Source organism: Hymenobacter fodinae (assembly GCF_004745825.1).
In the GTDB taxonomy this organism is placed as follows: domain Bacteria; phylum Bacteroidota; class Bacteroidia; order Cytophagales; family Hymenobacteraceae; genus Hymenobacter; species Hymenobacter fodinae.
The window spans coordinates 25,936-49,869 of the sequence record NZ_SRLA01000009.1 but is presented as its reverse complement, the minus strand read 5'-3'; the positions used below and the strand labels follow the sequence as shown (position 1 = coordinate 49,869).

The following is a 23,934-nucleotide window of genomic DNA, read 5'->3' as shown; positions in this document are numbered from 1 at the left end:
GCCGTAACCGGCAGCTGCGCGGGCGCGTGCAGGCGGGTCACGTCGGTCAGGTGCTTGAGCGTGTGCTGGAACCGCTGCACCGAGTCGTCCATCAGGTGCAGCACGGTCGCCGTATCGGCGGTAGCGGGGGGCAGGACCAGCTCCTCCCGCAAGGCCGTGAGCAGCCCTTCAATGTTGGTGATGGGGCCCTTTAAGTCGTGCGAGGCGGTGTAGATGAACGTGTCCAGGTCCTTGTTCACGCGCGTGAGCTCGGCGTTGCTGGTGTGCAGCGCCTCGTTGGTGGCCGTCAGCTCATCGTTGACGGCCTGTTCCCGCTGGCGGGCCCGGACCTGCGCGGTAACCTCCGTGGCCACGCACACGATGCCGGCCACCAGGCCCTGGGCGTCGCGCAGCGGCTCATACACAAAGTCGAAATAGCCCACTTCCCCGGCGGCATGGCGCGCCAGGTGGATAGCCTGCGCCTGGGCGCGGTAGGCCTCGCCCGTGGTGCGCACGGCGTCGAGCAGCTCGGGGAACCCCTGGTCCGCCAGCTCCGGCAGGGCCGCAAAAAAGGCCTGGCCCAGCAGCTCGGCCGGGGCGTGGCCGAGCATCTCGCCCATGAGCGGGTTGACCACGTCCAGCACGTACGCAGGCCCCTGGAACACGCAAATCGCCACGGGCGCCTGCGTAAAGACGGCGTGCAGCTGGCGCTGCTGGGCCTCGCGCAGCTGCCGCGCCACGACCTGTTCGGTCACGTCGTAGACGAAGACCGATACGCCCACGATGCGCTCCTGCTCGCGGTAGGCCTGGTAGGTGAAGTTGATATACCGCTCCGGCCCGGAATTGAAAGGCGCCAGCGACAGCTCCACGCCCACATGGGCTTCCCCGGTTTGGTAGACCCCGTCGAGCAAGGCCACCAGCCCCAGCTCGACCGCGGCCGGCTGGCTCTGGGCAATGGTGGTGCCCACGGCCGGGGGGTGAGGAAACAGGGTGCGGTAGGCGGGGTTAAAGTACTCGACCCGGTGGTCGGGCTCGCGCAGGAGAATGATGGCCACGGGGGCTTGCTCAAACACCTGGTAGAGGTTTTGCCGCTGCCGGGCCTGGGCCTGGGCCAGGTGGAGCCGCTCGGCTTGCAGGGCCTCGGCCTGCTGGCGGGCAAGCACCTGCTCGGTGACTTCTACGCCGAGGGCCAGCAGTCCCGTCACCTCGCCCTGCTCGTTGCGCAGGGGATGGAAACCGAAGTTGACGTAGGCCGGTCCGGGGGGCTTGTCTCCGCGCGCGGGCAGCCGGACGGGGGCCTCCGTCACGAAGAACGGCTCGCCGGTGGCCAGGACGCCGGCCAGGATGGCCTCGAAGCCCTGCCCGGCCGTTTCGGGCAAAGCCTCGAAATAGGGCCGGCCGACCACCTGGGCGGCCGTACGGCCCCAGATGGCCTGCACGGCCTCGTTGGCCAGCTCCACCACGAGGGCCGGGCCGCGCAGGATGGCAATGCCCACGGGGGCCTGCGCGAACAGGCGCTCCAGCTCGGCTTGCTGCGCCCGCTGGGCCTGGCGGGCGCGCACGCTCTCGGTTACGTCGTAGGCAAAGACGAGCACCCCGTCCACCTGCCCGAAGGCATCGCGGCGGGGCTGGTAAGTGAAGGTCCAGTGCAGCATTTCCACCGGGGCCGCGGCCTCGCGGGCCAGCGGCACCGGCATCTCCTCGGCGTGAAACGCCTGGCCGGTGGCCATGACCTCGCGCAGGATGCCGGGGATGGGGGAGTCGCGTAGCTCGGGCAAGGCCTCGAGCAGGGGCTTGCCCAGCAGCAGCCGACCGGGAAACGCCTGCTGGTACCCCGGATTCACCAGCTCGTACACCCACTCGGGGCCGTGGAGCACGCAGATGGCGGCCGGGGCCTGCATAAACAGCGTGTTGAGCTGGGCGCGCTGGTGCTCGGCCGCGGCCTGGGCCAGCGTGGCGGCGCGGGTGCGCTCCTGCACGCGCGTTTCCAAGTCCTGGGTGAGCTGCTGCAACTGCAGCTGGGCGCGCAGCAGCTCCTGATTGGTGGCCTGCAACGCGTCGTTAGCGGCGTGTAGCGCCTGGTTCGCGTCAACCAGGCGCTCGTTCAGGTGCTGCACCTGCTGCCGCGCCACCACCTGCGCCGTCACGTCAATGGCGATGTCGAGCACGCCGAGTAACTGCCCGGCCGCGTCATAGAGCGGCTGGTACACGAAATTGAAGTAGTGGGTGGCCACGTCGCCGGCGGGTTGCCGCAACGCAGCGGCCACTTCCGTGCCCACGAACGGCACCCGGGTGCGGGCCACCTCCGTCAGCAGCGTGTCGAAGCCTTGCTCGCGGAGCTCGGGGACGCCCTCCAGCAACGGCCGGCCCAGCACGTGCTCCGGGGCATAGCCCCACATGCGGCACAATTGGTCGTTGGCCGCCGCGACGGTTAAGTCGGCGCCCTGAAACACCCCGATGGCTACCGGCGCCTGCGTCAGGACCGCTTGCAGCACATTCCGCTCGCGCTCCGCCGCTGCCAGCTCGTCGTGGCGGGCCGGCTCTTGCCCCAGGCGGTGGCACAGCTGGCTCGGCGGCTGCTCCGCGTCGACGCGGCCGGCCGCGTCGCTCGCCGGCCTACTGGGCGGGCCCCCCTTTAAGTCTGGCGCGAGCCCGGTTAGTAAGCTACCGACCAACCACTCCCCGCTGCGCCGCGCGGCGACGGTATCCTGCTGGGCCTGACCCTGGGCAAGGGAATCCACCGAGTAGCGCCCCGGCTCCCCCGTGGTAAACACCTGCCGGTAGAAGGCCAGCAAACCGGGGTGGTCGGTCGCCGGGAAACACGCCCCCAGGGTACGGTCTGGTCGCTCGGGCAGGCCGAGCAGCGCTTGCCCGGCGGGGTTCAGGTAGGCGAGCGTAAAGTCGGTTATCACCCCCTCGGCACTGTGAACCGGGCGGCCCAGGTACATGGGCGTCAGCGACGTGGCCAGCACATCACGCAGCAACGCCAGCAGCTCGTCAGCGGTGGCCGGGAAAAGATACGACATGGAATAAAGGCAGGATAAAGCCGACAACTACCGCGCAGCCGGTGCAAGTTCGGCAAATCCAACTAGCATACCAATGGCCGTTGCGTAGGGAGAGAATCACGCCTTACTATACAACAATTCAGCCCTACGGACAGCGCGCCCTGTTAGCGTAAGGAGCGCGCCAGGACAAGCAGGTACTGGTGCTGGGTCACTAGCACGGAAGGTAAGTCGGCCAGATCGGCTATCACACGCACCTGCTCGGGTATCGGGTACCCCTGTGGGCTGAATTGAGGCCAGGTCTGGGCGGGCCAGTGTTGCACGGCATACTGCATCTGATCTGCGATGCGCCGCAGGCGAGCCGATCGGTAGGGCGTTGTTTGCTGTAGGGCCAGTAGGTCCCAATAGAGTAGGCGAACGATTCGCGCAGCAGAAGAGTTGCTGCACTGGCTAGAAGTGGTACTAGTGGACATACACGAACGAGAGGGCTTGTAACGCTACATAGTTCAGGAGCAAACCGAAGCGGACAGCCCCGGCACAAAGTCGTCCAAGACTCGTAGCGGTAAGCAGCGGCAATAGACTTGGAGGTGCACGGTAATACTCCGGCGCCCTGATAGATTGTTCGCAGCTCGGGGTACGCGATACGACCTTACACGACCCTACGCTTCTTGGCCTTTTGAGCCAGTAGAAACTGGCACGGAATGGTCTGGGGTTGGGCTAAGTTACGCGTTTGGCTCAAATAGGTAGATGGGTATCCGGTGGGTCTGCTTGGCCCTCTGCGGGCTGGGGCGGGCCGTGGCCGAAGTCGGGCGGGTGGAGAAAACCCTGTACCTGCTGGCCTACATGCAGGACGAGGCCTAACGGCGGCGCATCCTGGGCCAGCTCAACCGGGGCGAGGGGCGGCACGCCATGGCCCGAGCGGTGTTCCACGGCAAAAAAGGCGAGCTGCGCCAGACGGCCGCCGAACCACCGGAATCAGGCGACGTGGTCCGGCTCTCGCCCTTGCTGCACGAGCACATCAACATGCTCGGCCGCTACGATTTTACCTTGCCCGAGGGCATTGCTGCCGGGCAACTGCGCCCGCTACGCGACCTGACCAGTTTAGAAGAACAGCTCGCCCAACTGTCCTAACGGGAATTTCTGTTCTTACTCTTGTGCTACCCCTCTACCAATGTGAATTGGTAGAGGGGTAGCAGGCTTTTTGCAACTAGAACGACAACTAACCCCGCAACTACTTTGGGTTGTTCTTTTTTGCTGACTTATCGATTTTCTCCTTTACGGCAGCCACGACGAAATCGTGAATGGAGATCCGGTCCCGCTTGGGTAGGCTATCCTGAATGGCCCGGATCTGGGCCAGCTCACTCTCGTAGATTTTGAAGGTAAACGACTTGAGTTTGTCCTCTTCAGGCTCTGCCTTGGTAGGAGCCGTTACCACTGGCTCCAGCACAGAACCGCCCTTGTTAATCATTTCCTGCATGGCAGAATTTGAAAGAGCAGCAGGTGGCGTAGGAGGGAGGCCTAGTTTGGGTTTCTTGGTGGCCATAGGTTGCGAATAACGTTGTACAACAGGACCTGTTTTTACAACTTATTTTAGTTGTAAAACAAGTTGCAATTGTGATTCTCTACTTAGTTGCTTCTACCGCAGCTTGTACACTTGCACACAGCTCGTTGACTTCAGCAATTGCCTTGTCGTCTGCCGGCTTTACTTCCAGCACGCCCAGCCCGGATGCAGCTGCATTCGCAAAAGAGATGCGGTTGCCAACAGAAGCCTCCAAAAACTGCATGTACTCCGAGCCACGCAGGAGTTCTGCTGCTTCCTCTTTGTAGGTGCCGCGTGCATCCGTCTTGTTGATGAAGGTGAGCGCACGCAGGCCTGGATTGAAGGGCGCTACTTCGGCGATCAGGTTCTCCACTTTTCGCAGCGTCCAGATGTCCAGGGAGCGAGGAGCGAAAGGGACCAGGTACACGTGGGAGATAGTCAGGGCGGATCGCTGGCTGACGGTATCTCGACCACCGGTGTCAATCACGATGTCGTCGCACTTCGTGGCTAGGCGCTGCACCTGCGCGTTGAGCTCCCGGCCGGTCACCTTGACAGCGGTATAGCCCAAGTCTCCATCGAGCGACTGGTGACGGAAGGAAGTAAAATCCGTGGCCGACTCTTGATCATCAGCATCAATGAGAATAACGTCACGGCCCTGCTGGAGCAGGTAGACTGTCAGGTTCGTCGCTATTGTGGTCTTGCCGCTGCCGCCCTTGATGCCGCCTACCGTGTAGATCATGTTGCCGTGGTTGAACTTATACAGGTTGCTGATTTAGTTGTAAATCTAGTTGTTCTACTCGAAGTAGCATAGGATGTGTAATTGTATAGCCAGAGTAACTATACGGCGAGCGATTAAATTGCCTACTCCTGGTCGACGCAAGAAAATGTGTTGTGCAGCAAAGGGCAACTATCCTTTCTCGAAAGTATCCGCTCTCCAGTTACCTATATCCACGTATGCTTATGGCTCCCATCATAACCGCGCCTTCCCTTACGTCTCTTGCCGGGCGTCTGCTCTTAGCAGCCCTACTGCTGGCTTGTCAATCGGAGGTGTCTCCAGCCCTCCCTGCCGAAACGACCTGGGGAGCAAACCAAGCCGGCTGTTTGGTCGATGGCACGGTCCTGATTCCTCGAAATGGCTGGGGCCGTTCTGGTACCAGCTTAGCCTTCCGGCTCGGCACCACCGCCGACCGATCAAATTTTTCGCTTAGTATCAAGGACGAAAAAAATTCTGGTTCCCCCTTACTTCTCCTTGAAGCAGACAGTATGGTGCTAGAAGAAGGTGCAACGTACCCTTTCTCGCTTTCCCCTCATAAGGGGGTGGCTAAAGGCTGGTACTACTCCTCAGATGGCCAGTACAGCTCCCAAGCTCCAGCTTCGGGCACGCTGACGATTAACCCGAGTTGATCGGCAAACAAGGATTTTGGCAGGGCGCTTCGAATTTGTGGCCACGAATCGGTCCACTGGTAAGCACGTGCAGGTCACTCAAGGGCGTTTTGATTACAAAGTGGAATAGCAATACTTCGCTTGGCATAAAACTTATCAGCAGTATTATGAGTGTATAACATTTTTTAAACGACCGTTTGTAAAACGTTATAGACCCTATCTTGCGGGCCCTTTCTTCCCCAACCGCCCCAGCACGCATGGCCATCCCGTCTAAGAAGTACATTCCCTACTACCGCGTTTCTACCCTGAAGCAGGGGCAGTCCGGCTTAGGCTTAGAAGCGCAACGGGCGGCTGTGCATAGCTTTGCCGCAGGACAGGGGCAGCTCGGGGAGGAGTATGTAGAAGTAGAGAGCGGCAAGCGCAACCACCGGCCCCAGCTGCTGGCCGCCATGGCCGAAGCCCGAAGGGTAGGAGGGACGCTGCTCATTGCCAAGCTGGACCGGCTCTCGCGGAATGCCGGCTTTATCTTCGCCCTGCGCGACTCGGGCGTCGACTTCGTGTGCTGTGACATGCCCGATGCCAATACGCTTACGGTGGGCCTGTTTGCCGTGATCGCCCAGCACGAGCGCGAGACCATATCCAAGCGTACCAAGGATGCCTTGGCGGCCAAGAAGGCCCGCGGCGCTCAGCTCGGTACGCCGGCCAACCTCACGACGGAGGCCGTCACGAAAGGACGGGAGGTGCGCCAGGCCAATGCCCGTACCCACCAGGCCAACCGGCAGGCTGCTCGCCTCGCTGCCTTGCTGCAGGCGCAGGGTCATACGCTGCAGCAGATCGCCCATGAGCTTAATGAGTCAGGGTACCGCACCCGGCGAGGGAAGGAATTCTTCCCCATGTCTGTGCAGCGCCTGCTCCAGCGAATATAAATTCATCCGTTACCCCCCTACCTGAATTAAGAACGTACTACTGGAAGGGCCTTATTCTGAAGGTCCGTGTAATACTAGGCCATGGACACGCACGTTCGCTTGCCAGCTGGAGACCTGTGGGTTCGGCCGGAAGGCTATATCCACCTAATGTGGAATGCCAACTCAATAGACTCTTCTGCCGCACAGAACGTCTTTTATAAATTGCTACACTTGTTGCAGCACACAGGCCATCATAAACTGTTGACGGATCAACGCCAACGAGCGACGGCAACAGAGGAGTACATGGGCTGGTTGCTGGCCATTTGGCTCCCCCAGGCGGCAGGGGTCGGCGGCCTGACGCACGTCGCCATCGTACTGGCTCGTCCACTAGAATTACGGTTGCAGGCAGTGGATGTCTGCGCGCAGGGGATGCATCATTACGGCATTCACTGCGAATTTTTTACTACTCTCGAAGCCGCCCGCGAGTGGCTTCAGTCTCCGAATAGTTTAGCCTAGTATTCAGCGGCACTGCGCCTATAGAGCGCGATAGCTGCTCAGGGGCACGTTGTGGAGCAGTAGATACAAGCCCGAGTCCGCCAACTCCTGCTTCACGCGCGCCGAGAAGCCATACCAGAACAAGGCCAGGTTCGCAGCGGCGGCGCGGCGCATCAAGTTCAGGATGGCCTGTTGGCCATAGTACGTCAACGACTCTAATTGCTGGCAGTCTAGCCAGAGCCGTCGAATTCCCCGGTGGATGAGCTGCTCCAATGTCTGCTGAAGTTGGGCGGCTACCGTGGGGCCGAGTTGACCGCTGCGTATGGTGACTTCACATTGGCCGTAGAAGTGGCCTAGTTGGATAGGGTGGGAGCGAGGCATAGGTGGGTCAGAATAGCGGAAGTTTTCCCTGCCTAGGAAACTCCACATTAGAAGGATGCAGGTAAATTATTGCATTTATCTACGCACTATGGACGCACCATGGTTTGCTGCCTAGTTCACCTTTGACTATATGGTGGATCATAGAAAGCTAGCACCATCTTTGTATTGCGCTATTTGTATTAGTTTTATCCTACCCTATATCTTATGTCACTCGTGGAAGCACACGCGGCTGGTTGCCTCGCCCTATCTCCCCAGGGCGTAGTTATGCTCACGCTGGAAGCGGGGGCGGTTGGCCTAGAGGCCGCGCAAGAACTGTTCGAACGCGCGCTGACGCTGCTCAAGCGCAGCCAGCGGCCCAAGCTGCTGCTAGACCTGCGGTATTCGGCTGGATACGAGCCGCCACTGCTGAACTGGTTAGTGCTGGATTGGGCTCCCCGAGCCATCGCCACGGGGTATTTGCGGCAAGTAGCGGTGCTACTAGCCACACTGCCACCAGTTCGTTTACAAGCCACCCAGTTTTGCCTGGAAACCCAGCGGCGCTATGGCTTAGTTAGCCGGTTATTCTGCGCTCAGCCCCCGGCTACGGCCCTAGAGTGGCTAGCGTAAACGATACAGCCGTACCTTTGCCCTCGCCTGCCGGGTTTCTCAGGTGTGGGGTACCGGCTGGTGGGCCCGCCTGTTGCAATTAAAAAGCCCCATCTGGTTGCAGGATGGGGCTTTTTCATTCTACTCCTCATCACCTGTAGCAATAAGAGAAAGCTTTTAGAGGCTTAGCTATTCATACGTGGTCTGTACTACACTTCTAGTAGCAGGGTCATAGGCTACTACCTTACCGTCTGGTGTGGTAAATACGTCCGGTCTAGCTGCCGTCGCGCCAACGTGCTGACGAATAGCAGCTAGTTCAGTTTTCATCCCTTCGAACTCCCGTTGCATAGGGGCAAACTGGTGCAATACCTTTAGTTCGGCTGCGGCCTGTTTCTCCTCGCGCAGCTTTTTCGGCAGTTCCATATCTGGCAGAATAGCCTTCATAGTGGGGTGCTGCCAGTCAATATCTTGCGGCCGGCCTTTGTGCAGGGCTTCAAACAAGGGTATCCGGTACTTCTCCGTAACCTCGGCGGTGTGCACGAATTCTTTGCCATGTACTACACCGCGCTCCTCATGCTTATCGCTGCCGCCGGTGTAGCCTCCTTGAAAGTATCCTTCACTATTGGATTGGGCGGCGCTCTTGGCCTTGGCTTTCGTAGCTACAAACGAAGCAACCATGGCCGCGGCGGCCACGGCCCCCAGAATGGAGCCGACCAACGGAATGGAGGACCACCCCGCAATCACATTCGCGACTGCCAGGGAAATAGAGCTGACGGCCTGTAGATCATTAATAAGCTGCTGCTGTTTGGCGGCGCGCTTTTGATCCTCCAGCGCTTCCCGGCGGGCAGCTTTGGCGGCCGCAATCTCCGCGTGGGTGTTGGCGATGTTCGATGCGCTTCCCTCCTTATTGTACTGTAGCTCCCGGTCCAGATTACGCTGCAGATCATCTATCTCCCGCGTTTTTGCATCAATCTTGGCTTGGGCGGCCTGTTGTTCCGCGGCCAGAATCGTATTGATGGTAGCCAGCACCTGTCCTACGACCGCATCCACCTGCTGCCTTGCCTCGTCGGAGTCCTCCTCACCCAGTACGAGCTTGTAGAGAAAGTCTTCGGCGGGGTGCGCGGCCTTTTCTCGCTCTACGTCGCGGATGGCATTCTTCACCCGCGCCAGTTGGGCCGCCGCGGCCGTCCGGGCAAGTGTTCCTTCCTCACCGGTGAGCTTCAAGGCATTGTTGAGCGTGTCTTGGGCATGCTGACGATCAATTTCCAGCAGTTCGGCCTTCTCTTTGCGTTTGGCTTCAATGACGGAGATGCCCGTACCCTCCCCGTAGACTTCACCTACCGTTTGGCTCACTAGGTTACGGCTAATGTCTGCCCTGGTATCGATGGTCCGCTGCTCCTGCCGTTGCTGGAGCGCCAGCAGGTCGCGCTGTTTGGCTTCTTCAAGAGCGAGCTCCAGATCCGCTTGGCCCCGGGCGGCAAACGCCAGCTTCTCATACTTGCGGTCAATCGCCTCTGTTTCCTTCCGGTCGGAGTCGGCTTGCAGATCAAACAGCTCATCGCTGTGGCGCTGGGCTATCTCACGCAGGGTGCGGTAGTAGTCATCGAGCTTACCAAGTCGTAGGGAGTTTAACTGGTCGCGCTGTACGTCGTCGATCACACCATCCCGCCCGGCGAGTTTCTCCAGTCGCTTGAGGTTCTCCTCGACGCGGTTGATTTCCGCTTGGGCCTGGCTTAGTTGCTCGGCGGCTTTGGCCTGGCCCTGATCCTTGAGCATTTCCAGCTCCAGCTTGTTGGCGTCGTCCCGTAGCTTGGCTTCGGCCGCCAGCAGCTGTTTCAGGTAGTCGGGACCCTTGCGGGCTTCCTTCTGCTTGCCTAGTAGGCGTTCCAGTTCCTCCCGTTCCTGCTTGAGCAGTGTTACCTGGGCTTTGCGTTTGGTCTCGAAGTCCGCCCCCTGGGATAACTGCTCTAGTATCTTCTCGTCCGCCGCGATCTTCTTGCGGAGGGCCTCGATAACGCCCAGTTGCTCTATCTCCGACTGGTTGCCCTTCAGCGCCAGCTCGTACCGTTCTTTGAGGGTATTGCGTTCCCCCTCCGCCAGCTTCAAGCGCGTCTTCGCCGTGATCTCCGCATCCTTGGCCAGGCGCATGCCCTCTACTATCCCGGTATCTCGCCGGAACTCGTCGTAGAGGGGGCTGGCCACGGGGGAACCAGCCTGCCGAAAGTCGGTGATGGCCTTGGCCCGGGCGGCCGCTTGCTGCTGTTGCTTGGCCAGCAGGGCATCCTGCTGCTCGAATGCGGCTTTCAGGGCGGCATTGCGGTCGGTGCCGGCTCTCTCGGCCGCGGCAGCCGCATCGGCAAATGCCTGATCGGCAATCTGCGCGTAGTCCTGTATTCCTTGGGCAGCCGCTTCCGTTGCTTTCCGATCCGTGCTTTTGAAGAACTCCGCTACCGAACGGGTAGCCCGGGTGACCCGCTGAATGAATTCGGCCAGTGGGCCGTTGGTGCCATCTCCCAGCACATCGAAGAGCTCGGTCAGGCTGGCGCTGAGCTTCCCCGAGGAGCCCGCGAATCCATCGGCCGCGGCGGCTGTGGCGCCCATCACGCCCTGCACGTCTCCCAATCCGAAAAGGTAATCGGCGACGGCCTTGGTGCTGTTCTGTACTTCCGTCGTGGTACCGCGGAAGGTAAAGGCAATCTTGTCGCCGTTTACCTTCGCTTTGATGCCGAACTCCGTCAAACGCTCGAATTGGCCCTGCTGGGCATCGACAATGGCTTCGACGTACTGATCGACCGTCTTACGGGAGGTGATGGCGACATCACTGAGTTGCTCCAGCTGCCGGCGGGTCGGCTCAATGCCCCGGTTCACGAGCGTCAGGTAGCTGTCCGTGAGTTTGGTGACGTTCTGTCCGGTATCGCGGGCAAACGTGGCCACGAGGCTCAACGCCTGCTGGGCCTTGCCCTGGTTGCCCCCGAAGGTGTTGGTCAGCACGGCCTCCAAACGTTCGAACTCGGCGCGGGTGGAGACAATGTTCTTAACGAAGTCTACGGCCTTGTCGGCGACAAACACCCCGGCGGCCAGGCCCCCTACGGCGGCGAAAGCATTGGACAGCCCCCGGGTTGCGCCGGTGGTCTTATCCACCCCACCTTTCAGGTCATCGATCTGTCGTTTAGTGTCGGCAATCTGCTTGCTGTAGCCTTGTACTTCTACCTTGGACGTGGCGCGGGCCCGGGCTTCCGTCAGGTCGGTCAGTTGCTTTTCCAGCTTAGTCAGCAGGCCAGCCGAACGCACGTGCTTGTCAGCTTCCTCGCGGGCCTGCCGTTGCAGTTTGGCTTGCTCGCGTTGCGTCGCGGCGACTTCCTTGGCCGACTGGGCCAGTTGCTTCTCGGCGGCCGCCACTTCCCGGGCCGACTGCTTCTGCGCCTCGGCGGTGGATTTGGCCTCGGCCGTCAATGACCGTTGGGTCTGCTTCTCCACCTCAATCGCCTGGGTGGTTTGCTTGATGTCGTCGGTGAGGGAGCGCTGCGCGGCGGCGTTCTCGTTGAGCTGAATCTGCAGATCGTTCTTGCGCTCTCCCGGGGCCGTCTGTGCTCGTTCTGCCTTCAACGCTTTCTCGGCCTCTTTCAGGGCACCCAGCTGCTCCATGTCCAGTTGACGCGCCTCTCGCAGCTCCTTCTCGCGGGCTAGGGAGATGTCCGTCTGGGCTGCAGCCGTTTCCTTGGCTTGTGCGGCGGCTGCCACCGCCTGTTCGTGTCGATCTGTAGCGGCGGCTACCGCACGCTCCGCCTCGGCCTGCTGCTGCAGAGCGTCCGTGGTTCGCTGCAGGGCTGCCTCGTAGGCCTCTTGCTGGCTGGTAGGTTGCCGGTCAGGAGCTGCACTGGCTGCCGCAGTGGTGGTCGGTGTGCCCGGTGGCTTGCGTGGGGGCACGGCGGCCGCCGTTTGTGCGGTAGTGACGTAGGTCTGCTCGGCGGCGGTTACCCGCTCGATCTCTTCGCGTAAACGCTGCTGGGCGGCGCTGCTGGCTTCCAACTGCTGCTTGAGCTCCGCCTGGCGCTTGGTACTGACCGATGCTTTCTCGCGCTCCGCGTTGAGGGCTTTCTCTGCTTTCTCCTGGGCGCGTAGCTCCGCGGTGAGCTCCTGGTAGACCTGCCGGATCAGGCGCTGTTGCTGGGCCTGCTGCATCACCTGTTGGGACGCTTGCAAGGCCTGCTGGGCCACCTGCTGCATGACCTGCCGTTGCTCGGTGCTGCCCTGCTGAATGGCCGTACGCAGGGTACGGTCGGCATCGGCCAGCTTCTGGAGGCCGGCGAGGGCTTCCGTGAAATCTAGTTTGTAAACGGTACCAACATCAGGCATCGGCGTAGCGGGTTAAGCAGGAGGTAGAGAGGTTGAGGCTATTGATGCAGGAGGTCCCGCAGCTGCTGTTGGCGCTCGTGGATGGAGCTGACAAAGCCCTGGTTGGCCGAAGCGACGTGGCTGGGGAAGAGTCCGTCAAAGAGGGGGCCCACTTCCTCCATGGGCATCTGGTTGACCGTGCTGTAGAGCTGCATGACAAAGCCGGACATGAGCGTGATGGTCGCGTGCTGGGAGATGATGGTGGCGCTTAGCGCGTGCAGCAACTCGTCGGTTGTGGCGGATGGTATGGTCAGGGAAGGAGTTTGGTTGGACATAGTGGAGGGGTGATGACGTGAAGTAGATAGCGCTCCCGTGCGCGCGGAATGTTCGGGTGGGGCGAAACCGCTGCTCGCGCACCTGCGCGCGTACTGGGCATGAAATTCCCGCAGTGGAAGGTACTGCGCGTGATGCCAATGCCAGCTGAGCATCCGATTTCTTTGCCTTCGCCTCGCGCGCCCGCGTATTGGCCCCGAAACTCCCGCTTGACTTTCCTTCCCATACCTTTCGCAGGTGCCGTAAGGGTATTCAGAATTGCGGGCGAGTCCTCGCGGGCGCGCGTATTGGTTGCGAAACCCACAGAAAGTCTGAGGTTTTCTGAGGTTTTATGAGGTTTTGGGGGCGCATTGAAGCTTGCACCGTCTGGTAACCGACTTGTTTTACTGACACTAGTTTGGGTAGATAGCATATCAAGTCTCCGGTCACTACGCTTGGTTGGGACTTCACACGCGCACGCGAAGGCTTCAGGTTTTATCAGGTTTTCATTCACCTCTTCTGAGGTAATAAGCCCGTCAGTGCGGGCAAAGAGTGATAAGACATACCACTTCGCGTACGCGCGTACTGCTGACGAAACAGGGCTAGGGGAGCCCTCTCGCGTGCGCGTGCACATGCGCGTACTGGGTGCGAAACTCACCGAGGCAGGGTAGACGGCGGCTGGTAGACAAAAACCTTCTACATTTTTATACATTTCTCTACATCTAGTTGAGCAGTAAGTAGCCTGAGAAAATGTCAGCATATGACAGCATGGAGTGGGGGTTGTCTCGCGCGCCCGCGCGTACTTCTCCACAAACTCAGGGGCGAATGGCCGGAATGTTCAACATTCTTCAACATTTGCACCTTCCAGCGGCTCCAAGACAAGTGGCTACTTGTGGGACAGCTACCGACGCTTGCGCTTGAGGCGCCGGCGGTTCTGGGCTTGGTTTACCCGCAAGTGAAGGCGTTTCAATTGAGGTGAGGCAGGTGGGTGTGGTGCCGGAAGAGCTATCACTGGTGGGCTGGGGATAGGGGTAGTATCTACCGGTATAGGTTCGGGTGCCGTATGTTGTGCAGGCTCTCGCTGCATGGGCTTGCTTTTACCCAGGCCGGCGGCGATGGTGTGACAGTCATCATTTAAGCGGGTGTCGCTGTTACCCTCCTCAAGCCGGTGTTGGAGGGTGCGCTCTTGGGCTAGCACATGCCAGACGAAGCCAACGAGAGTCTGGTGGTAGAAGACCGCCGCGGCGAGTTCAAGCTCATTGGGGCTCATGCGGACCAGCAATTCGGGCACCTCGTATTGGAGGCGGTCTTCGGCAGCCTGCAGGCGTTTACCCTGCTTGGGTCCGAAGCACGTGGTAATAGCTAGGTCCAGGTCCCACCATTGAAAGAGCACCTCCCGGTAGGCGCGTAACAGCTGCTGTTGCAGGCGATAGGCTGAGGCGGGAGTGGGGACGTCCAGATAGAAGGCGTTGGGGCGCGGTGTAGTAGGATGGGTGTATAGCTTCATAGCAACCGTTCGAGAAGTACTACAAGAGAGTACACGAAGGTGCGCAGAGCTTCAGGGGGTTACCAGCGCGAAAGGGTTTACTTCCGTACAACCGCTTGCTGGTACTTTGCGCTTAGCCTTATGCGGCCGGACGAAGGGGGACGAGGCCCGGCGTGGTCTGGGGATCCTCTGCCGGCACCAACACGATCTTCTGCTTGGGGGAGTTGTGGGGGAAGACCCGTTCGAGGCGGTAGCCGCTCCGAAATTGCCAGGTGGCCCGGCTCGTGCTCACGGGCTGGGGCGCATCCGGGCGTAGGTCCAGCCACCAGGGTTCGGTGGCAGAGCCGGGGCGTAGCTCGGCGGTGGAGCCGATGTTGAAGTAGGCGGCCGCAGCCTTCGTTAGGCGCACACGACCGTCGCGGTAGAGAGTGATTCTAATTAAGGCAGTGTTCGCAATCATATGTAATTTTATATGTATTAAAAATACTATGTAACAGGGCTTTACATAGATGAAGACCGCTGCCAAGCTCGACTATTTTGTGTATTTTCGTGCTGCGCCTCTCCCCACTAAAGCCTTGTGTCCAGACCTGCTTCTCTGTGCTATGAAAACGACTTGGCCATCATCTTGGCAGAAGCCGAGGGGCAGTACTTGCGGGTGGAATGGAAGCGGGCCGCGTGGCACCTATCGACGGCGCAACTGGTGATGGAGCAGTTGCTGGTCTGGGTGCGTCACACCGGTTACGGGAAAGTGTTGATCAAGCAGCCGCCGCTACCAGCCTTTCCGTTGGGCTATCACACGTGGCTGCTCTACAACTGGCTGCCGCGAGCGAAGGTGGCGGGGGCGTGGTGCTTTGCCCTGCTTCCCCCACGGGATGTGTTCGCGCACTTAGGGTTTGTTGACTTTCTTTCCCAGATGCGCCAGTGTCAGATTTGCTACTTTGTAGCCAGTTCGCGGGAGCAGGCCGTCGCGTGGTTGCAACAGCAAACTCCCATCGAATAGAGGACAGAATACAGATAGTTTGCACAACTCGAAGTAGAGGAAAGGGGCTAATGGGTGCGGGAAGCGCTAGGCACCTGTTATTGTCCATCTTTGTCTACGCTCATTGCTAGTCACAAATGGGGCGGCTATTGCCTGGCAGCGAGGCGAAAGCGCACGCTACTTTTGTGTACCTCGCTCGCTACATACCTCATGCACACCGACCTGCTTGCCTCTACCCAACCCTCGTTGGCTATCGTTGCTTTACTGCTGCTTGGCAGCCCCGAGTTGCTTAACCCGGTTACTTTCTCTCAGGCGTCTTTACCTGATCCTGCTTGGCTGCCGCGTACGCTGGCTCTTACGCCAGCCGAAGAGATCGAGCGGCTAGCAGCCTAGTCCTGCTCCAAGAGGTCCAGAATCTGCTGTAGGTCTCCCCGCGTGCTGGCCAGCTCCTGCACCCGTAGCATGTCCGTAGCGTAGGTCGTGGCAAATAGGCTTTCCTCCACCGCATTCAGCACGGCTCGGTTGCCCTTCCGCAAGAGTTCGCCGCGTGTCATGGGACGGCTGGTGCCGTCGTCTTCCACGTATAGCAGTACGCCGTCTTTAGCCTCCACGTCGCGCTCGGCAATCTCGGCGGCTACCTCCGGGAGTAGTTCGATGAAGCGCAACAGGGCCGGGCTAAGCGTCAGGCAGGAGATGTTACCCCCACCGGTCAGATAGCCTAGGATATCTACGTAGGGGTCGTAGGGGCCTTCCGGTTCTTGCACGTCTTCGTGCCACTCGTAGCCGTACTCCTCGAAGCCTTCCGGACTGGTGCCGGCCAACCCGTGGTGGCAGGCGTCCTCGATGTGGCGCAGGCTGTCGCAGTGGTCATCGATTTCAGCTTGCATGATGGTGCCCTGCCCGACGCTCTTGGTGTAGTTGTCGAAGATATCGGTGGTGAACTCGTACTGGTCCAGGCGTAACAGACGGGTGATGTAGTAGTGCAGACGGATCGTTAGGTGCGTGTGCACGGCTTCCAAGCGGCTGATTTTGCTCATGATAGAAAATGGATGTAGGGGTTGTTAAGAGGCAGGAGTAAAGGCTACTTGGTGAATGGCAACTAGATGGTCCAGCAGCTCCCGGTAGTGCTCGGTTGTGATAGCGAAGACCTGCAGGGCCGCGGCCGTGTTGAGGTGCACGAGTGCTTCGTTGAAAGTGTCAGCCAGACGCTGGTTGCGCAGGTCCTCATTGAGCTCATCTTCAATCTGGTCAGCCAGCGACATAGGGATAAGCTCTCCTTCAGGGGTGAGTTGGCTGACGGTGAGTTCCGGTCCGCCCGGATAGCCCGTCATCTTGCGTAGGCTCGTATCGGTCTGCGTGGCCACCGCTCGAGTGTAGGGGGCAAAGTCTTCGGGGCCGCTGGTGCCGATGTACTCGCCGCGCGATTCGTGACCGGTGAAAAAGACGGTGAGCTCGTGGCGTAGCGTGTAGTACACCAGACTCTGCTCGTCCTCTTTAAGCACCGGCTTCCACTCTTCATTCTCATCGTCTTCGTCATCACGGTACCAATCCGTTTCGTCGTCGCTACCATACTCTTGGAGGCTGGCCAGGCGATTGGCTACGGCGTAGCGGTGCAGGTCCCCGCCGTACGTGGTGAAGAAGTCCTGCAGCAAGGTGATGGCACCTACTACGCTACGGTGGATCCCGTGCAAAGAGGTCCCTAGAACGGTGAGCTCATAGAACACCTGGGCCTGCTTGGCCATGGTATGATGCGAGCCTTCCCGGACGGTGTTGCGCGCAAAAGCCTGCCGGCACTCGTGCATGGTTTCGCGGGGCGTGAAGACGATCTCCAGGGTAGAGAGTCCTTCCATATAGGCATTGAACAGACCAGCCAGCGGGTCTTGGGCAGTGATTTTAGGCAGCATGTTGGGACGCATAAGGGGGTAGTTAGGGATCAGGGATGTGCCTTAAAACGGATCGTCGTCTTTGGCGGCCTGACGGGCTTTCTTGTGGTATTCCCGCACGAAAGCGTCGTGATCGGGGTAATTCAGTAGCGGCGCGGGCGACACGCCGAAGGACTTGCGCAAGCCGTCGAACTCAAGCAACTGGTTGAGCATCTTACCCGAGCCCCGCTTATTGTAGTACTTGATGTGGGCCAGGTGGGAAGCATACTGGATGTTCTCGGGCGTGCTTTTCACTGCGTCGATGATGTTGGCAAAGCAGATGGAGAAGTCGGAGTTATCGAGGATCTTCTCCGAGCCCCGCACGAAGGGTCTAGCGTCGCGGGTGTGGGCGGCGCAGGCCTTGGTCGTGTGGCAGATCAGCAGGATGAACAGGTTGTAGCGCTTGGCCAACTCCTTCAATTCAAGGGTGATCTGGTTGAAGCGCTCCGTCTCATCCTTACCCTTCCCGCCCATGGCGGACAGCCCGTCGATGGCCAGCCCGTCGAGCGAGCCGTAGAGGGCAATCGTGCGCTGAATGTCGCGCTCGTAGTCCGCCGTGGTCTTGCCGCCGTTGCCGGTGAGAATGAGCTGGTCGGCGATGGTTTGCGAGCCGATACGCAGCATTTCCCGAGTCTGCTCCTTGTTGGCGCGGGCCAGGCCCTGCAGCTGCCGGCTGGCGGGCATCCCGTCTTCCGCGTCGAAGTACATGTCCAGAAAGCGGTTGACGGTTTCGGGCTTGCCCATCTCCATGGAGGAGTACAGGAAGCGGTTGCCGTAGCCGAGCACGTTTTGCACGATGACGTTTTGCAGGAAGTAGCTCTTGCGGGTTCCGCCCGAGCCGATGAGCACGCAGAGCTTACCCTTGAGGCTCATGCCCTGGTCCTCGTCGATTTCCGGCACTAAGCACGTCATGGGAGAGGGGGCTTGGGTGTAGTAGTCCAGCCACTCCTCCGTCCAGTCCGACCATATTTCGACCTTCTCCGTGGCGGGTGCCTCGGGAGTAAGGACCGTGGCTTTGGCCTGACCTTGCGTTCGCTGGGTGCGGGTGAAAGCCGATTTGACGATCTGGCGCACTTCGTCGTCCGGCAGGGGTACCGTGCTGGATAGGTTGATGCCGGCGATCAGTTGCAGCACGTGGCTTTCGTAAAGGGCCGAGTGGTCGAACAGGTGGCAGGCCTGGCGGAACAGGTCGTTGTTGCGATTCCCTGGTTGGGGAGGGGCGAAGAAGTCCCGATCGATCGGTCCCTTGCCCCCGGTGCCGTTTTTCACGCCGATGGTCGCTTTAGTGAACGCGGCTACGTCCAGGGTGCGGGCGTACTCCCACAGGGCGGCGAGTTCGGCGATGGGGGTTTGGGTCGTGAGCTTGGCTTCAGGCTTGTAATCAGGCCGCGGAGTCTCCGCCAAGGTCAAGATCTGTTCCAGCGGGAGGGTCAGCAGCTCGTGGCTGGTCAATCCCACCTTGTAGCGGCCCTTCTTGTTGCGGGAGTTGATGACCCGGAAAATGCGGTTGTTGTTGTAAATCCCCAGGTCCACGTCGGCGAACTGGGTGCCCGCCTGCTTGGCTTCGTAGGCTTTGGTTTGCAGTTCAACGAGCGTCAGCCCGTGGCACTCGGCGAGTAATCGGGCGGCGAGCACATTGAGCTGCAGAGGCAAGTGGGGAGAGGGGGCGAATCCGCCGAACAGGCTCTGGTGCAGGCCGACGTGAAAGCCCTTGCTGCCCGAAAAGCACAAGAAGAGCTGCTTAGGCGAGAGTTGAAAGCGGTTGTAGAGCCGCTTCAGAAGATCACGAGTAGCTTCCAGAGAGCCAGCCAGATCCCCGTCCCGGTCGATATCGAAGTACAGGAATTCGGCGAAGTAGCTGCCGGCAAACCCGGATACGCTGGTCTTACCGGTCTGCGGGTCGCGGTTGACTTCCAGGTGCTCGTAGATCGTGTTGTCGAAGCCGAACAGCGAGAGGTAGAACTCCTCGTCGGTGGGCGTAAGCTCGATCTTGGCTTTGGGCTGCACGAGGCCCCGGTTGGTGAGGGCGCCGCGGACGAGTTCGTAGTTCAAGACAGTACAGTTTTAGTTGACCAGTTTTTGTTCGCACTGATGAGCTGCACAGTTGATGGCGTAACTGAATACATGGCGCCTATCTCTTTCTGAGTCAGCTTTTTTTGAGCAAGCAACTGACGGATCTCACTCACTTGCTCTTCGGAAAGCTTTGCTCGTGGATGTTTTGCTCGTGCATTTCCAATTGGCGTAAGACCATGCTGGTTAGCATGCAGAATATTCTCGCTCTTCGTGACCCATTCTAGATTCTGCAAAGTGTTGTTGTGTTTATCACAGTCCTTGTGATTCACAAAGTCTTTGCCTGTTACAGGAGGCAAGTGCGCCAGTGCTACCAGCCTGTGAACTAAATAATTGCTTGATCTTATGCCAATTTGCAGATACCCGTTTCGGTGATTTACCAACTTTCTCAAAGCACCTGTAGTCTCGTTTTTCACACGACCAAGTGAGCTCACTGCATAGCCAGGGGATGAGGCTATAGGCTTCCATATTTCTGTTTCGTAGTTCATCGGGCTAGGTGGGGTTAGGCAGTGAGAGACGAGAGGGCCGTTAAGCCGTCTTTTCCTGCTTCTGGCGGCGTCGCAGCCAGCTTTGCGCAGTCAGGTTCGCGGAGTCATACTTGGTGAGCAGTACGGGCATATTTTGCATGTCCTGCAATACCCCGGTTACCACGCCGCTGCCGTGCTTGTGGATCAGGGCCACCAATTGGGCGGGCAGCAGGGGCTCAGCCATCTGGAAGAGCTTGGGTAGGGGGTTGTCCCGTTCCCAGGCCACGAACCGCTCCCAGGTGGCGTGGGCTTCCGCATTGAGTTCGGCAACCAGTTCGGGCCAGCGCTCGGCGAGGGGCAGTTGAGGATCGATACCGGATGGCGCGGCCCGACCGGCGGGGCGGCCCTTCTTTCCCTTCTTCCCAAGGTCACCTGGGGGGGTAGGCGCTTGCTCCTCGGCTGAATCACCACCAGAATTCAACTCTGAATCCTGCCCACGCACACACTCAGTGACAGCGTTAGCTGTCTTTTCTTTTGTTTTGTTTAGTTTAGTTTTATGTAGTAGCGGGGTTCCAGGGGGGGAAAGGGGTGGCAAAAGGGTAGGGGAAAGGGGTGGCATAAGGGGGGTGTTTTTCTTACCCCTTTCGGTTTCTTCTTCCTGGAGCTGCTCTTCCGTATCGAGCAGATAGTAGGTCGTCGTACGCCCCCGGCCGTCCCCGTTCTTGAAGTCAATCAGGCCGGCTTGCTTCAAGCGATTGCGGGCCGTCGTAAAAGGGTCCTTGGTCTTCAGTCGCAGCTTCAGCAGTAGTTCGTCTACTGAGAAGTTGAAGGGATTCTTCCACCCTAATGCGTTGCAGCGCTCCAGTAGTCTGAAGTACACGGCGATGTCATTGGGGGTGAAGGAATGCTCCAGATCCTTGGCCCAGAACTGATTGATCAGGCTGAGGTAATTCATAGAGGCCGGTGGCTACGCGGCCTGGGAGGAAGGCGTCATGGGTAGGCTACGCGGCGCATCGGGCAGGCAGGCCGCCATGATAGCGTCCGTTTCAGGCAGTGGCCCGCCACCGGTGTCTTCGTTGAGTTGCGCCAGCCCGGCTCGCATGGCGATGATTTGGCGTTCCAGTCCGGCCAACTGTGCGAGCAGGGGCTCCACGAACGCGCCGAAGATGTCTACTAGGCTGCCCGCGACGATCACGCGGTGATTTAAGCTCTCCAGCGTGATGCGGACGCACCCTTCCGTGTCGACCATCTGAATGCCGTGGTAGGTTTGCACCAGCTGCGCGTAGACGCGGCGCTTGCGCTCTATTTCATCCTGGTTGAAGTTTTGGCTGGCGGCCGTGTGCGGGCCGTCCTCCTGGAATTTCTCTAAGTCGGCAAAGCTGAACGTGGAAGTAGTCATGGGATTGAGCACTAAGAAGGTGGAAGAGAAGGACTAGGCGGCGGGCTGGAGAGCCGTGGGTTCGCTTTCCGGCTGGGGCAGGCACAGGGCGTGAATGGCGCAGGGTACCGGGTCTCCCTCGTAGGTGCCGGCCCGGGCAAACTCAAGCTCCTGATCCTGGAGCTGGTGCAGGATGTTCTTGTTGAGCCGGCGCAATTCTTCCGTTACCTCATCTTCCAATGCTTGGCCGATAGTGCTGCCCGTCTCGCGGGGGCCCACCTGCAGGGTAATCACCTGCGAGGCGCTTCGTACCGTGACTTCGTAAATGCCTTCCTCGGCTGCTTGCGACAACTGCTGGTACAGGGCGTAGAGGCGGGCGTAGTTGGCGCGCATGCGCCGCAGGATCAATTGACCGCACCGGGCATCGTAGCCGCTGTTAATTTGCTGCTCAGCATGCTCGATCAAGCTGGCAAGCGAGAGGCAGGGGTTTTCGGACTGCGAGTTTTTCATTAGCTTTAAGATGTTGTTTGTGAGATGTTTGCCGTAGAGCGGGTTCCTGTAGGAGGGGGCCCGCTTTATCTTTTCATGAAATGCGTAAGCGCGGAAGCAACCTTTTGCACTTTGTCGCCATCTTTGCACTATGCTTACTCGAGGAAGAGAAAGCGAGAGGGGCAACGTCGGTGAGAAGGCGGGGCCCCTCGTCTATTGCGGATCCGGCAGTCCGGGCTTGCCGTCCTGCTCGTGCGAAACGATCATGCGGGCCACCGACTGGGCTGCCCGCCGGCATTCGGCGGCGCACTGCTCATTGCCTCTAGCCTGCACCCGCTCGATGCTCTCGGCCGCCAACAGCTCGGCCAGGTGCAGGCCCACGAGTTCCTTCTCGCTCATATGCTCGCGGGGATTGGCCTTCTGGGGTAAGTTCTTCTTCTGCCGGATATCAGCTGCCTCTCCGCCCCACAGGGGTTTGTATGTCGCGTTAGTGCAGTTGCGGTAGCCACTGGCGCCGCGCACACCATGACGAGCCAGCACCGATACCAGACGGCCGCGGGTGGCCTTCCCCAGAAAGCGGGCCCGGATCTGCGCGTCGGTGAAGCCGCGGCGCCGGTAGGCTGCTTCGGCCCGGTCCAGAATCTTGTCGGGACTCTTCTCCTCGGCCTGGCGCTCAAAGAAGACTTGGTTGACCGCTAAATGGAGTTCAGGAGAAAGCCACTTGGCGTAGGAGAGTGCCAGCGTCTGCTGGGCATAGGTCCCGCCGTAGCGCCCGGCCTGGGAGCCCACCAATTCTAATTGCCCCATTTTTGGGGTAATTAAACTCTGGGCCATTTCCAGCAGCTCCTGGGTGCTCTCGCGGGCCAGCCACTCGGCCGGCTTCTTCTTCTTGGGGCTCTGGGCGGCTTTCCACAGGTCGGTGAGGCTCACCCGGCCGGACTCGTCGCGACGGATGATCACGCCATTGAAGGCGAAGGGAATGGGGGCCGTGCTCATCAGGCGGCCGCGTTGAGGGTGGCTAGGTCCTTCGCCGTGTCCAGCGCCCCGCTCTCGCGGGCAATGCGCATGGCTTCGATCACCACTGGATTACCAGGTTTGCAGCGCTTTAGGGCATCCCCTACGGCCTGTCGGCTCATGCCTAATGTCTTGGCTATTTTGCTCTGTGACCCGTGCGGCAACAGGTCGACAAGCTTGGTTGCGGTTTCTTGCATGGTATCTAGATTTGTTTACTTTTGCGCGTCATTCACTTGACAAATCAAACATACGCAATTCACTTGACAATGTCAACAGACAAAAGCAAGTAATAGCAAGTGTAAAGCAAACTTCTTTACAAAAGCAAATTATGTCTGTCCAGGTTTCTATTGCGGCCCGCATAAAAGAGTACCGTCAACTCGCGGGAATGAACCAAGCTCAACTAGCTGAAAAGGTTGGTATTACAAGAGCTGGTATCTCTGCCATAGAAAAAGGCAAGAGCGGTGCGAAAGCAACCACCCTTGCCTTGATAGCACAAGCGCTAGGCGTAAAACAAGAAGATCTACTTTCTGAAGAAAGTGTCTTTACAAAAGCAAGTAAAAGGGATCATAACCCCAACAACGTACAAGCAATTGGCTTCCTCGCCGACATGGCAGCGGTGGACCTTCCCTTCGTTTCCTTCCGGGCCCGCGCCTCCTTTGTTGAGCTAGGCCTGGGCATCCAGCATCCCAACAACTTTGAGACGCTACGTCTATATGTAAGCAGCGAAGAGGAAGCCGCACGCTATACTGGTGCCTTAGTATTCGAAGTAGAGGGTGACTCTATGGAGCCCATACTCCGCACTGGTGATAAGGTCATCGCCTGGCAGGTCCCAGATAGTAAGTGGGAACAGGTATACAATCAAGTCTGTGTAGTGGCCTATGACGATACCGTTACTATAAAGGCTGTGCGGGAAAACGAACTGTTCACGCGCAATCTGCTCACTCTGTACTCTCAAAATCCTGCCGCTGGGTTCTTACCAGTGCAACGCCAGCAAATTCAAAGTGTTTGGAGGGTAGAGGAGTTCTTTGATAGACCGAAGATTCGGCTGTAGAAGCCGATTTACATCGTCTACCTAACATAGACTAGGTATTTGATTTACTTTAGGTTAATGGGGACAGACGGATCGAATTATAATTCATCATTCATTTCAATTTGAGATCTCTCAGGATGGATGCAATGCTTAACGGACAAACAAAAGCTTAATCTCGTCTA

Annotated in this window: 25 protein-coding genes and 1 pseudogene; 8 read left to right on the top strand and 18 right to left on the bottom strand. The window is 59.1% G+C overall.

The annotated features are described in order from the left end of the window. Positions 1-3,005: PAS domain-containing protein (locus EU556_RS25840; protein ID WP_135437119.1), on the bottom strand; the 3,005-nt coding region annotated here is incomplete at its 3' end. A gap of 143 nt (positions 3,006-3,148) precedes the next feature. Further along, on the bottom strand, positions 3,149-3,454 hold the full coding sequence (locus tag EU556_RS25835) for a hypothetical protein (RefSeq protein WP_135437118.1): 306 nt from the start codon (positions 3,452-3,454) through the stop codon (positions 3,149-3,151). Between the two features lie 307 nt (positions 3,455-3,761). Between EU556_RS25835 and EU556_RS25830 the strand changes: the two are divergent. Continuing rightward, a pseudogene (locus tag EU556_RS25830) lies at positions 3,762-4,112 on the top strand (Tn3 family transposase); the annotation flags it as partial. Positions 4,113-4,212: 100 nt separating this feature from the next. On the opposite strand, the gene EU556_RS25825 reads toward EU556_RS25830, so the two are convergent. Further along, on the bottom strand, positions 4,213-4,524 hold the full coding sequence (locus tag EU556_RS25825) for a hypothetical protein (protein ID WP_135437117.1): 312 nt from the start codon (positions 4,522-4,524) through the stop codon (positions 4,213-4,215). A 79-nt stretch (positions 4,525-4,603) separates the two neighbouring features. After that, a complete protein-coding gene (locus EU556_RS25820) occupies positions 4,604-5,260 on the bottom strand; it encodes a nucleotide-binding protein (protein WP_135437116.1) in 657 nt (218 codons plus the stop codon). 221 nt (positions 5,261-5,481) lie between these two features. On the opposite strand from EU556_RS25820, the gene EU556_RS25815 reads away from it, so the two are divergent. From EU556_RS25815 to EU556_RS25805, 3 genes are all read left to right on the top strand, one after another. Next, positions 5,482-5,925 carry a hypothetical protein gene (locus tag EU556_RS25815; protein WP_135437115.1) on the top strand — a complete coding sequence of 148 codons (444 nt, stop codon included), beginning with the start codon at positions 5,482-5,484 and terminating at the stop codon, positions 5,923-5,925. 236 nt (positions 5,926-6,161) lie between these two features. Continuing rightward, a complete protein-coding gene (locus EU556_RS25810) occupies positions 6,162-6,830 on the top strand; it encodes a recombinase family protein (RefSeq protein ID WP_135437114.1) in 669 nt (222 codons plus the stop codon). A gap of 81 nt (positions 6,831-6,911) precedes the next feature. Beyond that, positions 6,912-7,325: a hypothetical protein gene (locus tag EU556_RS25805; RefSeq protein ID WP_135437113.1), complete on the top strand. Its 414-nt coding sequence runs from the start codon at positions 6,912-6,914 to the stop codon at positions 7,323-7,325. Between the two features lie 18 nt (positions 7,326-7,343). On the opposite strand, the gene EU556_RS25800 is transcribed toward EU556_RS25805, so the two are convergent. Next, a complete protein-coding gene (locus EU556_RS25800; protein WP_135437112.1) occupies positions 7,344-7,685 on the bottom strand; it encodes an STAS domain-containing protein in 342 nt (113 codons plus the stop codon). A 204-nt stretch (positions 7,686-7,889) separates the two neighbouring features. Between EU556_RS25800 and EU556_RS25795 the strand changes: the two genes are divergently transcribed. After that, entirely contained in the window at positions 7,890-8,291 is a 402-nt protein-coding gene (locus tag EU556_RS25795; RefSeq protein ID WP_135437111.1) for a hypothetical protein, read from the top strand. A gap of 168 nt (positions 8,292-8,459) precedes the next feature. On the opposite strand, the gene EU556_RS25790 is transcribed toward EU556_RS25795, so the two are convergent. The 4 genes from EU556_RS25790 to EU556_RS25775 form a co-directional block, all read right to left on the bottom strand. Continuing rightward, a complete protein-coding gene (locus EU556_RS25790) occupies positions 8,460-12,626 on the bottom strand; it encodes a coiled-coil domain-containing protein (RefSeq protein WP_135437110.1) in 4,167 nt (1,388 codons plus the stop codon). A gap of 38 nt (positions 12,627-12,664) precedes the next feature. Further along, the gene (locus EU556_RS25785; RefSeq protein ID WP_135437109.1) at positions 12,665-12,940 is read right to left on the bottom strand and encodes a hypothetical protein; all 276 of its coding nucleotides are present in this window, start codon (positions 12,938-12,940) and stop codon (positions 12,665-12,667) included. Between the two features lie 878 nt (positions 12,941-13,818). Further along, on the bottom strand, positions 13,819-14,424 hold the full coding sequence (locus EU556_RS25780) for a hypothetical protein (protein ID WP_135437108.1): 606 nt from the start codon (positions 14,422-14,424) through the stop codon (positions 13,819-13,821). Between the two features lie 118 nt (positions 14,425-14,542). Continuing rightward, positions 14,543-14,863 carry a hypothetical protein gene (locus EU556_RS25775; protein ID WP_135437107.1) on the bottom strand — a complete coding sequence of 107 codons (321 nt, stop codon included), beginning with the start codon at positions 14,861-14,863 and terminating at the stop codon, positions 14,543-14,545. A gap of 117 nt (positions 14,864-14,980) precedes the next feature. Here EU556_RS25775 and EU556_RS25770 point away from each other — a divergent pair, with 117 nt between their 5' ends. Next, positions 14,981-15,403, top strand: a complete 423-nt coding sequence (locus tag EU556_RS25770; protein ID WP_135437106.1) for a hypothetical protein — start codon at positions 14,981-14,983, stop codon at positions 15,401-15,403. A 189-nt stretch (positions 15,404-15,592) separates the two neighbouring features. Beyond that, a complete protein-coding gene (locus tag EU556_RS25765; RefSeq protein ID WP_135437105.1) occupies positions 15,593-15,775 on the top strand; it encodes a hypothetical protein in 183 nt (60 codons plus the stop codon). Here EU556_RS25765 and EU556_RS25760 read toward each other — a convergent pair. The 9 genes from EU556_RS25760 to EU556_RS26245 all read right to left on the bottom strand — a co-directional run bounded on the left by EU556_RS25760 (position 15,772) and on the right by EU556_RS26245 (position 22,919). Then, positions 15,772-16,419 carry a hypothetical protein gene (locus tag EU556_RS25760; RefSeq protein ID WP_135437104.1) on the bottom strand — a complete coding sequence of 216 codons (648 nt, stop codon included), beginning with the start codon at positions 16,417-16,419 and terminating at the stop codon, positions 15,772-15,774. The genes EU556_RS25765 and EU556_RS25760 overlap by 4 nt on opposite strands. Before the next feature lie 24 nt (positions 16,420-16,443). Next, complete coding sequence (locus EU556_RS25755; protein WP_135437103.1) at positions 16,444-17,298, bottom strand: hypothetical protein; 855 nt, start codon at positions 17,296-17,298, stop codon at positions 16,444-16,446. 30 nt (positions 17,299-17,328) lie between these two features. Then, the gene (locus EU556_RS25750; protein ID WP_135437102.1) at positions 17,329-19,356 is read right to left on the bottom strand and encodes a primase C-terminal domain-containing protein; all 2,028 of its coding nucleotides are present in this window, start codon (positions 19,354-19,356) and stop codon (positions 17,329-17,331) included. Further along, a complete protein-coding gene (locus tag EU556_RS25745; RefSeq protein ID WP_135437101.1) occupies positions 19,353-19,862 on the bottom strand; it encodes an HNH endonuclease in 510 nt (169 codons plus the stop codon). Before EU556_RS25745 ends, EU556_RS25750 begins: the two co-directional genes overlap by 4 nt. A 40-nt stretch (positions 19,863-19,902) precedes the next feature. Further along, positions 19,903-20,796, bottom strand: a complete 894-nt coding sequence (locus EU556_RS25740; protein WP_135437100.1) for a hypothetical protein — start codon at positions 20,794-20,796, stop codon at positions 19,903-19,905. Between the two features lie 12 nt (positions 20,797-20,808). After that, positions 20,809-21,240, bottom strand: a complete 432-nt coding sequence (locus EU556_RS25735) for a hypothetical protein (protein ID WP_135437099.1) — start codon at positions 21,238-21,240, stop codon at positions 20,809-20,811. A gap of 33 nt (positions 21,241-21,273) precedes the next feature. Then, complete coding sequence (locus EU556_RS25730; protein WP_135437098.1) at positions 21,274-21,729, bottom strand: hypothetical protein; 456 nt, start codon at positions 21,727-21,729, stop codon at positions 21,274-21,276. A 192-nt stretch (positions 21,730-21,921) separates the two neighbouring features. Then, positions 21,922-22,704: a KilA-N domain-containing protein gene (locus tag EU556_RS25725; protein ID WP_135437097.1), complete on the bottom strand. Its 783-nt coding sequence runs from the start codon at positions 22,702-22,704 to the stop codon at positions 21,922-21,924. Next, a complete protein-coding gene (locus tag EU556_RS26245) occupies positions 22,704-22,919 on the bottom strand; it encodes a helix-turn-helix domain-containing protein (protein WP_167855722.1) in 216 nt (71 codons plus the stop codon). The genes EU556_RS25725 and EU556_RS26245 overlap by 1 nt, the downstream gene beginning before the upstream one ends. Positions 22,920-22,930: 11 nt before the next feature. On the opposite strand from EU556_RS26245, the gene EU556_RS25720 reads away from it, so the two are divergent. Further along, positions 22,931-23,773: an XRE family transcriptional regulator gene (locus tag EU556_RS25720; protein ID WP_167855721.1), complete on the top strand. Its 843-nt coding sequence runs from the start codon at positions 22,931-22,933 to the stop codon at positions 23,771-23,773. Positions 23,774-23,934: the final 161 nt, after the last annotated feature.